The organism is Parashewanella spongiae (assembly GCF_004358345.1).
Taxonomy (GTDB): Bacteria; Pseudomonadota; Gammaproteobacteria; order Enterobacterales; family Shewanellaceae; genus Parashewanella; species Parashewanella spongiae.
Genome location: NZ_CP037952.1, coordinates 5,078,778 through 5,094,641 on the forward strand (window position 1 = coordinate 5,078,778; position 15,864 = coordinate 5,094,641).

Annotated in this window: 9 protein-coding genes; 3 read left to right on the forward strand and 6 right to left on the reverse strand. The window is 40.1% G+C overall.

What is annotated here, in order from left to right:
• Positions 1–57: 57 nt before the first annotated feature.
• The gene (locus E2I05_RS20120) at positions 58–1,191 is read left to right on the forward strand and encodes an IS110 family RNA-guided transposase (RefSeq protein WP_133309449.1); all 1,134 of its coding nucleotides are present in this window, start codon (positions 58–60) and stop codon (positions 1,189–1,191) included.
• An 861-nt stretch (positions 1,192–2,052) separates the two neighbouring features.
• Here the strand turns inward: E2I05_RS20120 and E2I05_RS20125 are convergent.
• The 3 genes from E2I05_RS20125 to E2I05_RS20135 all read right to left on the reverse strand — a co-directional run bounded on the left by E2I05_RS20125 (position 2,053) and on the right by E2I05_RS20135 (position 8,355).
• Positions 2,053–3,033 carry a hypothetical protein gene (locus tag E2I05_RS20125; protein ID WP_121855042.1) on the reverse strand — a complete coding sequence of 327 codons (981 nt, stop codon included), beginning with the start codon at positions 3,031–3,033 and terminating at the stop codon, positions 2,053–2,055.
• A gap of 75 nt (positions 3,034–3,108) precedes the next feature.
• The gene (locus E2I05_RS20130; protein ID WP_121855041.1) at positions 3,109–6,663 is read right to left on the reverse strand and encodes a hypothetical protein; all 3,555 of its coding nucleotides are present in this window, start codon (positions 6,661–6,663) and stop codon (positions 3,109–3,111) included.
• 447 nt (positions 6,664–7,110) lie between these two features.
• Positions 7,111–8,355, reverse strand: a complete 1,245-nt coding sequence (locus E2I05_RS20135; protein WP_121855040.1) for a hypothetical protein — start codon at positions 8,353–8,355, stop codon at positions 7,111–7,113.
• A gap of 503 nt (positions 8,356–8,858) precedes the next feature.
• Here E2I05_RS20135 and nadC point away from each other — a divergent pair.
• Positions 8,859–9,770, forward strand: a complete 912-nt coding sequence (gene nadC, locus E2I05_RS20140) for a carboxylating nicotinate-nucleotide diphosphorylase (protein WP_121854485.1) — start codon at positions 8,859–8,861, stop codon at positions 9,768–9,770.
• Between the two features lie 340 nt (positions 9,771–10,110).
• Here the strand turns inward: nadC and E2I05_RS20145 are convergent, their stop codons facing one another.
• From E2I05_RS20145 to E2I05_RS20155, 3 genes are all read right to left on the reverse strand, one after another.
• Positions 10,111–12,261 carry a hypothetical protein gene (locus E2I05_RS20145; protein WP_121854472.1) on the reverse strand — a complete coding sequence of 717 codons (2,151 nt, stop codon included), beginning with the start codon at positions 12,259–12,261 and terminating at the stop codon, positions 10,111–10,113.
• A 220-nt stretch (positions 12,262–12,481) separates the two neighbouring features.
• The gene (locus tag E2I05_RS20150) at positions 12,482–12,952 is read right to left on the reverse strand and encodes a hypothetical protein (protein ID WP_121854473.1); all 471 of its coding nucleotides are present in this window, start codon (positions 12,950–12,952) and stop codon (positions 12,482–12,484) included.
• Positions 12,953–13,020: 68 nt separating this feature from the next.
• Positions 13,021–14,478, reverse strand: coding sequence for a hypothetical protein (locus tag E2I05_RS20155; RefSeq protein ID WP_121854474.1), 1,458 nt, complete (start codon positions 14,476–14,478; stop codon positions 13,021–13,023).
• Positions 14,479–15,382: 904 nt separating this feature from the next.
• Here E2I05_RS20155 and E2I05_RS22810 point away from each other — a divergent pair.
• Positions 15,383–15,832, forward strand: coding sequence for a pilin (locus tag E2I05_RS22810; protein ID WP_121854475.1), 450 nt, complete (start codon positions 15,383–15,385; stop codon positions 15,830–15,832).
• Positions 15,833–15,864: the final 32 nt, after the last annotated feature.

Genomic DNA, 15,864 nt, shown 5'->3' on the forward strand with positions numbered 1-15,864 from the left:
ACTATGAAGGACAGTAACTCAACTACCCTTTAGTTACCACAACACAAGGGGAATATTATGAGCACCGTCCTTCAAGTAAAAGATAACGCAAAATTTGTTAATTTGTACATTGCTTTTGAACTTAGCAGTAAAACTTGGAAGCTTGGCTTTTCAAATGGTGAAAAAAAGAGAGTCAAAACGATTGATTCCCGAGACTGGAAAGCCCTACATCATGAAATAGCCTTAGCAAAAGAAAAGCTATTCTGCGTTGAAAACTGCAAAGTCATTAGCTGTTACGAAGCAGGTAGAGACGGATTCTGGATACACAGAGCGTTAATTAAAGACGGCATCGAAAATCATGTGATTGACTCAGCCAGTATTGAAGTCAGCCGAAAACAGAAGAAAGTCAAAACCGATAGAGTTGATGTGATTGCTTTGCTCCGTTTACTGATGCGTTATCACTCTGGAGAGCAAGAAGCTTTAAATATCATCAATGTTCCAAATGTAGAAGCTGAAGATAAGCGACGAATTAACCGAGAGCGAGAACGATTAGTAAAAGAGCGTGGCAGTCACAGCGCACGAATTAAGTCACTTCTGTGTTTGCATGGTATCAGCGTGGAAAATATCTCTAAACTAAAGGGGAAAGTTAATCAACTTAAGACGGCGGTTCTCAATAAGCCTTTACCGACAGATTTAGTGACGGAAATAGAGCGAGAACTTGATAGGCATGAAATTGTCGACAAGCAAATTAAAGCAATTGAGAAATTACAAAAACAACGTGTTCTTGATGACTGTGATGACGCATCGCAAAAAATTAATCAGCTCATGCAGCTTAAAGGCGTAGGCTGGCAATCGAGCTGGGTATTAGTAACAGAGTTTTTCCATTGGCGAGAATTTAAAAACGCTAAACAAGTGGGAGCTTGTGCAGGAATGACACCAACGCCTTACGATAGTGGTGACAGTCAAAGAGAGCAAGGCATTTGCAAGTCAGGTAATCGACGAATACGAAAGATTATGGTTGAACTCAGTTGGTTTTGGTTACGGTATCAACCCAAATCAGAATTGAGTTTATGGTTCGAACAGCGTTTCGCTCATGGCAGTAAACGAATGAGACGCATCGGCATTGTTGCTATGGCACGTAAACTTCTTATCAAACTGTGGAAGTATTTAGAGCATGGAGAAGTGCCATCAGGTGCAACGATGTCACTTTAATCAAAATAACCAAGTAAAGAGTAAAATGTAGTAAAGCGTTGTTCGATGCTAACTGTACAGCCCCTTGATAAGCAAGGCTAAATCGTTTTTCTAGAAGAGTTAGTATCATTATTCAGGTTAGGCGTGATAATGCGCATGCAATTTAAGGTGACTGACTAAAGTCAGAACGGATAGAAGGTGGTTAGCCATTAAGCTGACACAACAAAACCTGAGCAACACTTTTAACCAGAGAAACTGAATGAAATAAAGTAAAAACTGAAGGGCTTGACAAAGATGTCCTCATAGAAGGGGCTGTTGATCTTTCGTGATTGTTTTTGCAGCGATAAATTGGTTATTTTATGCAAGGCAGAGTTTGTGAGGTTTGGTTATTATCGACATACAAAACTGTCGTTACTTCGTTTCCAAATAAGAAAACGATAACGCAGCACCTTTGATTTAGAAAGAGCGACCAATTTACGCTCTCTCTTTTTTCGATGCTTTTGAGCATTCACTGTTCTGTGTTGTGACCAGCTCACTTAGATGGCTAAGCATCACTGCTCACGCCTTGAACCTAAATATATCAGTTGAAGGCACAATTTAACTTTAATCTATTGAAGTTAAATACAAGATTAAACAACCCGAATTCACCCATCAGGTGAGTGCTGAACATTCATATACTTGCCAAAATCACCGCTAGCTGCGTTATAAATTTTGCAAGTAGAACCGCCGTAGCTATGTAATTGGTATAACCGAAGTTGCAACACCGTAGAATGCTGAAACTGGGCACTAGAAAATCTTAAGAAACTTATGGTCAGGTACTTATGCTTTCATCAATTTCGATTGCGCTTTGAGCACACACATAGCTCTGAGTTGAGCATTTAATTACTGTAAGTTGGTATTAGTTGAGCAACTTGAGTACTTAACATCGCTGATTGCCCCCATGAAAGCCCTTTTGGCCGCCGAGGTTTTATCATCACCTTTAACCGATGCAGAAGAACTATTTTCATCGGCTTTTCTCTGTACGGTTAACAGAGCGTTTCCACCCCAAACACTGCTCCCAGAACTCTTTGTACTATTCCAAACTTTCTCAGGTTCTTCCACCAACGACCTTGGTTTCACTTGTTTCTTTCCTGTTTTTTCAGTATTTTTAACTTTTTGATGAACGACTGACTTAGCCTGCTCCACCTTCTCTTGCCGTTGCTTTAAATTCAATTGAGCCAGAGTAAAAGCTTGCTCTTCCCGTTGATACTGTTGGGTATAATATACTTGCCAATGCGCTACGCTTTTTAGTCTTTTTGCTAATACACCGAGTTTTTGATTTTCAATTTCAACTCGTGCACATTGTTTCTGGTATTCCTGTTTAATAGATTCCATTTGAGTTTGTATTGCTAAGTAATTGTTTTGCGCCTGTAAAAACTTTTCTTCTTGTCGCGTTGCACATCGAGTTGCATCTGTAAGTTTACGATTGCCTCTCAGTTGATGTTGAATCGCAGCTTCTAAATCCATCCTATATCTCTGTTCTATCTCATCTTCGAGGTCAGAAACCATTATTGGCGAACTTTGTTTTTCAGCTGAATTCTGTTTTGGTATTGATAATGAACTAAAATTTGCGCTTAACTGCGGTACATCATTTTCGCTCTCAGTCAAACAATACGCTTGTGCTTGTGATGAATCTGGTGTACCTGAACTCTCCTTCATAAACTTCAATAGATTCGAATTTTCCCTACTAGCAGGCACTGCAGCAAAATCGTGGCTAAACAGAGATGTTTTCTCCGATTGTTCAGCAACTGGGCGGACACAATTTCCTTCTGCTTGCACCGTAAACACAGCGTTAACCTTTGTAGCTATGCCATGACTCGCCATGAGTAATACATCAGTTGGAAAATTTGAAATTCAGTATGCCAGCAAAAAAGATAAGCAGAGGTTAAATATCGTTCATCAATTTTTTGGCGATTGCAAAAATGCAACCCTTTCCTTAACCATTGCAACGGTTACGGTTTCGAAGCCTTTTTTGTTGTAACGCCTCATCATTAATGTGTATTTTTTTGGCCCTGCTTTTTGAGTATGTTTTTTGATAATACCGTCAAGTATGGCTAAATCCGCTTGATTCATTTCCTTTAAACTTTTTGCTTCATTTTTCGGAAGCTCTGACAACATGAAATGTCTTCCATGTGCTGGCACTGGTACTCGTTTATATTCTCTCGCAGTTTGAGCATTAGGAGTTGTCATACGCAATGGTCGTATAGCATCGACATCTACCGTAGGTTTCTCTGCTTCAAAATTTGATGGCATCTCTGCTAAGTGTTCAGCCCTAGCCTTCACGAGATCACTGTTAACTTCGCCCAATTTTGCGCTGTTAAACTGCGTTGCAATAAATTCATAACGATTTTCCAATGAAGGGTCTTGATGCAGGTAAATTAATTTATCTAAACGTTGTAAATTGTAAGGAGGTAACTTTATAAATTTGGTCACAGTTTTAGCAGAAAAGTGAGAAACCTTAAAATGCATGCCCCTTTCTGAGTGCATTTCATCGATTATTGTAGTTTCCACCAATTTTGGGTACTTAACAGAGCGGCTATCTTCAGATGCTTCTACTGAGTTTATGGCGCGTTTTTGAGGTCGCTTAGCTTGCGTTGCGGACGTGTTTAATCTCTGATACGTATTGGCTTGTCCGCGTGGCTCACTACTAATATTACTTTCCTGAATTCTTGTTACCTGTGATTCTGCATTTTTCGACCTTTCATTAACGAATTTAGTTAACGCTTTTGCTACGGCGATAAGTTCACTTTTAATTAATCCCCACATTTCAATTTCATTAACTTTAATAATGGCTATGCCTCGAACTTCCTTTGACAAAGAAACAAAATCTCCACCTCGCAAAATGAGATCTTCAGCAATTTGTTCAATTTTTGTTTTTTCGGTAGCTATAGCCGTAACTTGTGCAACATGGTCACTCGGTGACTGAATTTTAGAGCGCTGATCTAAATCACCAAACAATTTATCAGCCAATTGCGCTCTACTGTCTTCATCTAACATAATCATTGGCTGAGTGTTTTTACTGCTAGTAGCATGAGATGGTGATACAGGCTGACTGGTTGCATCAATTTCGATCGAAAAAGGTTGTCTCGCTTCAGCTGATGGTAAATTAACCTCCGAGTTAACGCTTGTAAATTCAATATCTCTCCCAGTTATCGTTGTGCTGATCCTTCTTACTAGGCGCCTATCCGTATTCAAATTTCCAATGAACGCTGTTTGATCCTGTTTTTCAAGTAAATCTCTTTCGCCCTGCTGCATCTTCCATAAATCAGTCATATCTAAGTCCATGGTCTCTATATCATCAAATTTTCCGTCAATTCCAAAATCTGGATGACTGGATATTCTGGATAATCGCCTTTGTGGTATCAAAGTCTGACTTTGAGAATAATTTATAGGGCCATGTATCGATGATTGCCCAAAAAAACGTTCCTTAAGCGTGTCGCTCAATTCCAAAGTGTGAGTGTGAGTCGTTGCTTTACCATGCGCAACATCGCTAGGCTTACTTGTTGTTCCTTCCATAACTGAACTGTAAGCAAGACTTTGTTGTTGCAATTGCTGCTGTTGATGCCATTGCTGTGTCGAACGAGATGTCATCACATTTGGAGGCATGACGCTAAGTTCTTCGAGCCACTCCACAGGTTGCTGTGTTGGATAGCTTGGCTCAAGCATAAGTGGAGGAAAATTGTCAGATATTAGTGTATTGGGTTCTGACATAACTGAAGTATAAAATGACTCTTGATTAGCTTGTGCTGGATAGAAGTTATGTGGGTTTAGCATTGAGTAACTAGGCACTTGTTTCGTTAAAGGTTCGGGTTGAAGAACTGGACGAGAATTGAGAATATTGATTATCGCTATTCGCTTATAGTACCAATTTAGCTTATTTAGTTCATCGTTGTTGAGTGCCGTTGGCTTTGCACTCAACTCTGCACTTTTTGCTTGCAAATATAAGTAATACCAACCTCTGACGCCCGGCCTATCACTCAATACCTTCATGATATGTGCTTCATCCAAGCTATTGAGTAAAACCGTATACTCAACCATTTTACCAAAATAATCAAACACCTCTGGCGCTAACCGTGCTCTTAATGCATTGCTACTTGGTGTGAATTTTGGTGTAAATTGTTGCGATGCAGTTTGTGCCCCATCAGTGAGTACTCCCATCGTGCCGATATTGTTGTAGCTCGGTGGTGCATCAGGCACATCACTGTGATTTTGGAATGAAAAAGCGGGCAAACCTTCAAGTAAACCAGGTGTCATCGCCTCATTGATATTAAAGTCTTTAAATTCGAAGTCCTCTTTTTCTTTTAAACAAATATCAAGGTTATTTATTGAGCCTGCATTATTGTCTGTTTGTGCTATAGGTGTGGACTCGCCGATTGCCTCAATATTCTCTGTTTGCACTTCTGGTGTTGTCTCATGACGCTTATCACTACAAGTTTCCTCATGGTGTGAAACCACAGAAACCACACTATCTTCGTCATCTCTCTCAAAGTCATAATCACAATCATTGTATGGCGCAGGTGTTTTGGCAATCGTTGATTTAGGAAGTCCAGCTGCACTCGGTTTGAATCTTGCTAGATTCAATCTCAGACGGTCACGATTTTTAATCGCCTCACTTTTCTTATTAAAACTATTTTCTGAATCAGAAGGTATCGGTATTGATCTTGGGGTCGCTGGAGATAAAGATTCCACAAGAGAGGATTGAGGGCTCAAACAAGTCAATGACCCGTCATCTGATGAACTCTCATCTGATGAACTTTCACCTGATGAACTTTCACCTGATGAACTTTCCAGATCAGGATAAAAATCCTCAAAGACATTATTATACGAAGGGGAATTATCCTGTGTTTCAATTTTTTCAGGAGAAAGCAAATCACTTACAGATACCATAGAATCATTTCGGTTAAATTGCTTTTCAGCCGTGCCGCGACTGACCACGACCACTTCTGGTTTCATTTCAGGCTTATCAGCATCCACTTGAAACGCCATCGCATCAAGTGGTGCCACCAATTTAGGCCCAACCAATACAGCTGGTTTGCTTGAAACTTTCCCATTTTCAATTTTCACTAAAGCAAGCTGTGTACTATCACCTTGACGAGCAACTAAATCTTTTTGACCAACATTAGAGCGTACATAGAGCCATTTACATATTTTGAAACGATAAGGTGAATGATTTTTCGCTAAATACTCATTTACCCAGCCTGCCAATTGATTCTGCTCATCTAAGTTTTTCAATTTATGTCTAGTTGTATTAGAAAGCGCACTACTTTCATCAGGTGCGTCAAGACCTCGAATATAACCGACAACAGGCGCAGGTAAATCACCAAAGCTCTGCATATGCGCGAGCAACGCCTGTGCAGATTGGATTTCATCAGGCATCAAATTCTCAACGACCACAGGTTTGGCGTCTTCAAATTGTCGAATGGATGCGACTCCAACAGTTGAAACACTTGACATAAACTGGACAGCCTCGTTCAATAAACAATACAAAATACTGAAACCGAGAAAAAGTTTCGAGTTATACCAATTACAGTAATTAATCTCTCACTCAGCAAGAGCTAAAGGATTTCAGTACAAGGCGCAAGTTTGAAGTACTATATTCCCTACGGCCGCCATACAAAACTGGCGTTCAACGCACTTAGTGCTTTTGTCGGGATAATTTAAGTGCTTGTAACACAGTAATGGAACCCTTTAGCCTTGCCCTTCGGGAGCTTGTATGTGCTCACTTTGGTTTATAAAGAACACTTCACAAAATTGTCTTGACGTAGCAATGTAATAACGACAATTTTGTATGTCGGTAACAACTATGCCTTCATCAATTTCAATTGCACTTTGAGCACATACATAGCTCTGAGTTGAGCCTTTACTTACTGTAATTGGTATTAATTATTATTCACATCATAGTTAATTCTTTTTCGCTAACTCTCTATTAGCTTCATGAACCAATTGGATAAACTTGCACAGTGAAATATTCAGTGTTTTATCTGTACCCAGCTCAGTCATAGCTGTTTCATAATTGGCGCAGGTTTTTCCTTCTTGTTGTAGCTGAGCAAGAATCACATCCTTCACTCGCTTAGTTTGTGGTTCCGTTAAAGGCACGTTATGAGCAGAATGAAAAAAACTTATTTGTGAGTATGGCTTTTGTGAGGGGATCAGAATGGTGGTTTTCTTTTCAGTGGCTTGTGTCATACCTTCACTGCGACGCTTTTTAGTATGAACATGACTTTTTTTATCAGAATCCACTGACAAATGCGGCAAGTTATTGGTTATGGGTATATCAGTAGGCCGCGGCCTTTTGGATGGTGGAGCACTATCTATTTTGGGTTCACCAGCTTTGGACTCATCAGCTTTGGATTCACCAGCGCGTCCACAATTTTTGATATGATCCTCTGCCTTTAACTCTGCTTCCATTGACCTCTTCTGAACTTTTAGTCTTGTTTCTTCCATCACAAGCGTGCTTTTCTGCGGGCGTTTTAGTGGCTTTTTTTCTATTTCAGCTATTGCTGATTTAGGTTTATGCGAACATGGGCAAGACGATAACGTCATCTGCAAGTTAAAATAACTTTGCTCAATTTCTTTTATTCGAGCAGTCACTTTTAGCAGCTCTTGTTGGCACAGTACATATTGAGCCAGTAGCGTTGCCCCCATCGTTTTTATATTATCCAACATAGCCAAAGTTTGTGATGACGACTGTTGGTTAACTAGCGTAGATAAAATTACACCTGTTTCTTGAAGGTTATTCTTTTCAACACAATGATGACCAGATAGTTCATCAATGGCGGCAGGAAAACATCTCACTTCAGATTCCGGCTCCGTTTCCGACATTCTTACAATGGCTAAATGCCTGTACGCTCTATCATCAACAAGGTTGTTCGGCGCATGTGAACAAAAGGCCAATAAAAGATCACAATTTGGATTTAAACTGTTATTCACGGAAACCGCAATTTCTTCACGTCGTGCATTCGTAGTAAAAGCCGTCAATAACGCTAATTCTTTAGCCACAAAGTCAGATTTTCCAGCTTGAATATTTGGTGCTAATAGCGCCCAAGCCTGCCGATAACCGTCATAAGGCTCTTTATTCAGTCTCGGCTGAAATTCCGCAGCATCACAATGTTCAAAAGATCTATTTTGTACGATAGAAAAAGCCATTAACGTAACCATCTCCCCCAACCTCTTTCTCGCCTCCATACTACTTAACTCATTACAACATATCAGGTTAATTATTATTCACGCCTCGGTAAAACCACTAGGGTCTGTTGATCTTTCATGATTGTTTTTGCAGCGATAAATTGGTTATTTTATGCAAGACAGAGTTTGTGAGGTTTGGTTATTATCGACATACAAAACTGTCGTTACTTCGTTTCCAAATAAGAAAACGATAACGCAGCACCTTTTATTTAGAAAGAGCGACCAATTTACGCTCTCTCTTTTTTCGATGCTTTTGAGCATTCACTGTTCTGTGTTGTGACCAGCTCACTTAGATGGCTAAGCATCACGGCTCACACCTTGAACAGATAAATGCTCAAATAGCACAAAATTTAATCCTGAAAGATCAACAGACCCTAATAGCTCGCTGGTTCATTTTCATTGATTCAGGGGATATGTTAACCTCTCGCTCTTTACATTATCCTTTCCGCTCAAGGACAGCATTCATGCTTAACAGTGATATTCAATTAGCCGTAACGACTGCACTTTATGAAGATCTTGGTGTCACACTCAAACCTCACCAAGCTCCTCAAGATGTCCGAGGTCAAGATCTGCTCGCCGCTGATGTTACTGCCCAATTGATCCCAGCGAATAAAACTGCAACCGCTCAGTTAATCACTCGTGAATCAGGCATTTTTTGTGGTAAAGCTTGGGCGGAAGAAGTGTTTGTTCAATTGGGCTCTGAAGTGGTCATTAATTGGCAAGTAAGCGACGGTGATGCTGTTACTCCTAACCAAGTACTATGTACCTTAACTGGCTCAGCTCGCGCTATTTTAACCGGTGAACGCACCGCAATGAATTTTATTCAAACCTTGTCTGGTGTTGCGAGTCTTACTCAGCAATATGTTTCACAATTAGCTGGCACCCACACCCGTTTATTAGACACACGCAAAACCATTCCTGGGTTGCGACAAGCGCAGAAATATGCCGTCACCTGTGGAGGCGGGAGCAACCATCGCATTGGCTTATTTGATGCTTTTTTAATTAAAGAGAACCATATTATGGCCTGCGGCAGCATCGCTAAAGCCATTCAAACAGCAAGGCAAATGCATACAGACAAAACCGTAGAAGTAGAAGTCGAGTCATTAGATGAGTTAACCCAAGCCTTAGACGCTGGGGCAGACATCATTATGTTAGACAACTTTACCGTTGAAATGATGCATAACGCCGTAGCGTTAAATAAGCAGTTTATTGAAAATCATAAAGGCAGCAAGCTCGAAGTATCAGGCAATGTCACCATTGACACCTTAGCTGAATTTGCCGCAACTGGGATCGATTATATTTCAGTTGGTGCATTAACCAAACATGTTCGCGCATTAGATTTATCATTAAGATTAGGGTCTGTTGATTTTTCGTGATTGTTTTTGCAGCGATAAATTGGTTATTTTATGCAAGGCAGAGTTTGTGAGGTTTGGTTATTATCGACATACAAAACTGTCGTTACTTCGTTTCGAAAACGATAACGCAGCACCTTTTATTTAGAAAGAGCGACCAATTTACGCTCTCTCTTTTTTCGATGCTTTTGAGCATTCACTGTTCTGTGTTGTGACCAGCTCACTTAGATGGCTAAGCATCACGGCTCACGCCTTGAACAGATAAATGCTCAAATAGCACAAAATTTAATCCTGAAAGATCAACAGACCCTAGTGTAGATCAGTATTGGTGTAGTTCAGGAGTTACTTGGGCATCAGCAACGAGTTAGTGAGCCGTTTTCGAAACCATTGCCAACAAATTTTGTTGGAATGTCGCAAGCTCATTCACTGTTTCCGTTAACCATGCATGATTGATTGCGAGCTGCTTATTCAGATCTTGTTGCTGTACTATATCAACCCTAGAAGGCAGCAAAGCCAAGTTATATTCAATCCTATCAACTTGATTCCTGAATCGATTAAACAAACCTTGTAATTGATCTGGCAACATCGCTAATTCCTGCTCATAACAAGGTTTTTGTCCCCATAAGTCATTTGGCCTAACCACTTTTGCCGCTGCAGGTCTCACTATATCCTTATAAGATCGGTGGGTTATTTGACTGATGATTAATATCTGCTCTCTTACTTTTTCAATGAAACGGGCTAAATAATCTAATAATTGTGACAAATTTTGTTGGTCTAATTGCCTCCCTATGAGCCCTTTTGACATTAAACCAAACAGTTTGAATAAGTTAATTTTATCCTTCTCTAAGTCATACACCAGCGCTTGTATCATAGTGACTTTTATTTGGGGTGGTGTCGTTGGTACTGCCGCCGTTTTAGAGGGAGCAGCCACTTGCATTGCATCAACAACGGAATATACACTTTGCTGTTTCAATAAAGGTGGTTGAGGGTGTACAGTCGCAACAGGTTTGTCGCACGAAGTCAGTGATAGGTGACTCTCAGATAATGCTGCGTTATTCGCTAACAAAGTTTGAGATAACGCCTCTAACTTTTTCATGTGTTCTCGAGTTTCAGCAGCTGACATTTCATGATTTACTGAGCCAATTAATGTTTTCAATTGCTCGTAAGAATGCCCAGTTTCTCTTTCCAATTTTCCGACATCAAATTCAGGCATAGCGGCTAACATTTGGGCTTGCATTGATGGATTCGGCACTTTATCAGTTAGGTTGACGTCAATAACTTTTAATTTCTTAACCTCTGATGACTCAACAGAGGTGGAGACAAAAGCTCTTTTTCCCCCTAATCTTTCCTTCTGCCCCTGGATTTCACTTTTTTTACTAGCTTGTTTTTTATCGGGTGAAATCGCTGAACAAGGTTGTGCCATAGGCACTTTATTCGCTTTTCTTTTTGTGCTCGAAAACACCTCTTTACAAGGTGCCGTGATTAAAGGTTCTTCCGATATAAAATGAAACAAAGCCTTGTTCCATCCGCCTTTTCTAGAAAGGATCAACTGATATTGGTAACTGTACTTAGGCTGAGTGTCTTCAAGTTTATGATCAGTAGGTAATTTAGGCAGATGTTTGAATTGCGCTGACGGTTTCAGTGGCCTCTCCACTTCAAGTGGATGCTTAGTCACAAAATTGAACCCAAGCGCATAACCACGGCCTCTAATAAGTACGTTTATCTCAGCGCAGGCGTTTAATTCCACCTTCTTACCTTGCCCGAAATACAATTTATCAATCGCTTGTTCTAATTTTGATTGTTGTTCAGTAGGTGTAGCTTCTTTTAATAACCCATTCAAGTATCGTCGACTGCGGTGCCTTGCAGCCATAGTCGTTAAGATTTGACAGTCTCGTGATGCCGATACATCAGGTAATACCAGCGGCAAACCGGATTCAGGGCATTGTTTTGGCTTATCAATAACTGAGGGCACTTGATGAAAGTGGCCAGAACTGAGTACTTTAGCAACAGTACTTTCAACGGGCTTTTGAGGCACTTCCACTATGTGTTCAGCCGCATTGAACTCTGGTATCGCTTTCAGAAAATACCGATAACTCAACCCTCGCCGCCTGTCATTAACCAACTCATCATCAACAATAAAGCCTATTTTCCGTAACGATTCAGATAATTGGCATATCGCATCCACATTACACTTGTTTTTTTTCCCACGACCGAGAGATGCTAATCCATCTTCAATTTCTGATATATTTTCAGTGATTGCATCCCTAAATAATCCTGAGTTCATTTGCTCTAACAATAATGAACTCACGTCTTGCCTAAGGACACCAATATCTTCTGTTTCACGATAACCATTAGCCAATTTGGCAAAAGCCAACTGCATAATACGATGTTCAATATTCACTTCTTCCGATAAGGGTTGGCTCGGCGCGTAAATCATACTCTCGAATCCATTAGAGTCAGAATAATAGTCGGTGAGCCAATTTGTTTGTGCTTGTGAATAAACGGCTTGCATCATAATTTGAACCTAATGGGTAAAAATAATATGGGTCAATATACCCAACACAACATTGATAATCTCGTTAACATTTATTCATTAAAATAAACAACTTTATACATCAAAGACGCACGATGCTTATCAAACTTTCATTCTTCTTTTACTAAGGGAGCTAGCGATTTAGAAAGTACCAATCTTTGTCATACCAGCGAAGGCTGGTATCCAGTGACTTTGTATAGGTTTAAGATTCGTTCTCGCCACTGGCTGTATTCGATCTTTTACGTACCCGCTTAAGCGTACAACTAAATTCAGGGTGCGGTATAGATCGCTCATCATTATCGTCAGCTGTACTGGTTTCCATACTTTGCGCCCTTTTTCCTAGCATTGAATCAGGACAACTAAAACTCCTAACATACTTTGTTTCATTGGTATCAAGCTGGTTGGCTAATTTTCGACTTATTGAATTAAAATCAGGATGCGTGAGCTTTCGTTCTTCCCATGATAATAACCGCACAAACTGTTTACCTGTAACAGGATGGAAGCTTTTAGTTCTACTTACCGGTGATGATTGGGGGGTAGGCGGACAGTATCCAGACACACTATCTTGAGCATGATTAAAACCCTCATCAACGACCTCCATCGACTCAGACTCTATATCGTCAGGAAAATCATACATTCCATATGCACATGCACCTCTAGGCTCTATCGCCATAAACAACACCAACTGAATATTTTTTTTGATGTTAACAGTACTCAGGTTGGATCATTAATTAAATAAGCTTAACGGTTATCACTCGCCATACTGTCATCTTGTTTTTCCCTATTAATCAGGCTCGATTTGATTGGCATTGCTAGCCGAGTCAACTCTGAAATGTGTTGTGTTTGTTCTTCCTCACTTAAAATCTTGTCAGTACCAATAAACTTACTTAAAAATTTCGATAATATTGGATTTACCCGCTGGGCATTCTGCGCATTAGTGGATCCCGCCGCCTGTGTCGACAAGGCCGAAGACGGATCACTTGTTAAAGCAGGGAACTCAACTGAAGGCTCTCCCCAACAGCGTCCACGTCGATTATTGCTTGAACTCATTCTTAGGTGGCCTTGGGGCTTAGAATGAACCGCAGAGCTTTCACTACCGCTAAACGAGCTATCTAAACGCTGCCTTTTCATTGCCCGAAAGGACTCTGATAAATCCGCCGCAGATTGGTTTAAGCTCCCCGCCGAGGACTCATCATGAAAAACCGATTCATTGTCTTCATCTATTTCGGGTAGTTCATCCACATCCGCTAATGATCGAAGATCGTCTGAGGAAGTAAACTGAGTACTGATACTGCTGCGTCTGGACAGGCTGCCATCACTTTCAGCCACACCTGACACCAGCCAATAGCGTTTTGTTCTCCCTAAAATATCAAGTTTTCCTTTATCACTGTGTTCATTACCACTGTATCTCAGTTGAATGTGGTGAGGCGCAAGATATTGATTTAATTTAATCATTGCATCTATTTGCTTAAATAAATCCGCAGTGCTCAGCGCATTAATCCAAAACTGGACATCGGTACGGTCAACATTAACTCCGCGACTATCTAATAATCGACCTAACAATACCGACTCATCATTCGGCTTTACTAGCGTTTGAGTGATCGGTTTATTGGTTTTTACAGCAGGTACAATCAAGCCTAAGCTCATCGGCTCATTGGCTTGTTTTTTAGATAATGAAAACAAGCCTGTGAGTAGCTTTTGAGTTTTGGGTGATTTTAACGGTGGTTTTATTGTTAAGTAATTGCTGCTTGCGCCGTTCGTCCGTGACGTTTGACGTGACAAAGCACTCAGATAACCAGTAACAGGATAACCAATCACCGGATAGTCAGCCGCCGCTGAAGCCTGTACAAGATTAACCTTTTGATGTGTGACAGCCAAAGGTTGAGCAATATGCGGTAGCCTACTTTGATTTTGAGCCTGCTCAAGCACTGGTTGTTGTACACGATAACCGACAGAGCCCTTTGAATGAGCACCTTGATCTAATGGTTTGCCAAATAAGCTTAATACAGGTACGACAGCATCTTGCTCAGGTGAATACTGAACTTGCCGAATATCAGGGACTAAGCGACATAGTTTAAATTCGTTAATTATCACTTGGCTAGCATGACGGCCTCTTGCCTGCAAAGCCGCCCCATTGGAATAGTCACTAGCTGGTACAGCACTTAGTGACACATTGGTAGAAACAGTCATTGCACTCATGCTTAGCGGCCTTAACGTAATTCAGCAGTGATATTATACAAATCTACTCTGCCCTCCTTTACAAGGCTCGTTAACTTTTATTCATTAACAATCTCGTTAATAAAGAGAGCCTCTAGTCAAAAAAACATCACTACTCTGCCATTTGTCAATTTTTAGGCTGAAATTAATCAAATAAGACGTTAATAAAGCATAATGCTCTGTATTTTTGATTAACAATTCAATCTAAACACTGCTTTTGATCAAAATTTAATACATTTTGTACGAATTAATGTTTCAATTTATCTGTGTTTGTAATACTTTTATCCATGTAATTGAAATGATCACATTAAATCAACATTTTCTTTGATCATTTACCATGTCTCGACAGAGCAAGGATAAAAGATTAAGTGGTTAAGCTGTTTTAAAGCAATAATGATAAATCACTTTAATACAATTACTTATAGAAAAAACCATAGGGAACAGGCGTACTAACAAGTACAACGACAGTTCAAAATGTTGTCAATTTAATGGATTGCAACAATGGTGGAAGTGAAAAGGTTAGAGTCAATAGTCTAATGTTGTCACGCTCAATCATCAATTAATCTTGATGGTGTGAGTAAAAAGTAAGCAACAAAGCAACACTTTAGAATTACGGCCTAACTATTTACCCTTTTTGCAAAAATATGCAAAGCCATAGCCATTATTGACAGTCAGGAAAACAACTAACGGCTCATCGCGTACAGCAAGATAGAATTTGGTGCAAAATTGTTTGAAAAATATACGCCAACCATCTTTATGAGTCAGTGAAAACAGTGTTACCATGTAACAAAACTTAATTTACATATAGTATACAATAGAAAGTTGAAGCCCTATCCATCACAGGATGCGGCTGAAGCTCCAACTATGGACAAACGGAGAAACACCCATGAAAGGTATTAAACTAAACAAGAAAGCTCAGGGTTTTACTCTGATTGAATTGATGATTGTTGTGGCAATTATTGGTGTGTTGGCGGCAATAGCATTGCCTGCCTATCAAGATTATACACGTTCAGCTCGTTCAACTGGTTTGGTAAATGCAGCAATGTCGTATAGAAGTGCTGTTGAAATTGCCGTTCAAACTGGTCAAGTCACTACCCCAGCTGGAATTACTCTTGGTAGCGATAGTGTACCTACTGCTGTTTCAATGCAAGAAGACTCTAATGTAGCAACTGCAGCTCTTGCAGCTGGCGTATTAACGCTTACCGGTACTACAAATTTAGGTACAACTTCTAATGTACTAACTCTTGCACCCGCAATTGATGCAACCACTCTTAATGTTACTTGGACATGGGGTGGTAACTGCTTTACTTCTGATGTATGTAAAGTTAGCAACTAAATCATATACAATAGTAATAGGCCGCTTAAGCG

Excerpts from the sequence above, each read along its gene's own strand:
- E2I05_RS20130 (WP_121855041.1), bottom strand. The coding sequence starts at position 6,663 with ATGTCAAGTGTTTCAACTGTTGGAGTCGCATCCATTCGACAATTTGAA.
- E2I05_RS20150 (WP_121854473.1), bottom strand. The coding sequence starts at position 12,952 with ATGGCGATAGAGCCTAGAGGTGCATGTGCATATGGAATGTATGATTTT.
- E2I05_RS20145 (WP_121854472.1), bottom strand. The coding sequence starts at position 12,261 with ATGATGCAAGCCGTTTATTCACAAGCACAAACAAATTGGCTCACCGAC.
- nadC (WP_121854485.1), top strand. The coding sequence starts at position 8,859 with ATGCTTAACAGTGATATTCAATTAGCCGTAACGACTGCACTTTATGAA.
- E2I05_RS22810 (WP_121854475.1), top strand. The coding sequence starts at position 15,383 with ATGAAAGGTATTAAACTAAACAAGAAAGCTCAGGGTTTTACTCTGATT.
- E2I05_RS20155 (WP_121854474.1), bottom strand. The coding sequence starts at position 14,478 with ATGAGTGCAATGACTGTTTCTACCAATGTGTCACTAAGTGCTGTACCA.
- E2I05_RS20125 (WP_121855042.1), bottom strand. The coding sequence starts at position 3,033 with ATGGCGAGTCATGGCATAGCTACAAAGGTTAACGCTGTGTTTACGGTG.
- E2I05_RS20120 (WP_133309449.1), top strand. The coding sequence starts at position 58 with ATGAGCACCGTCCTTCAAGTAAAAGATAACGCAAAATTTGTTAATTTG.
- E2I05_RS20135 (WP_121855040.1), bottom strand. The coding sequence starts at position 8,355 with ATGGCTTTTTCTATCGTACAAAATAGATCTTTTGAACATTGTGATGCT.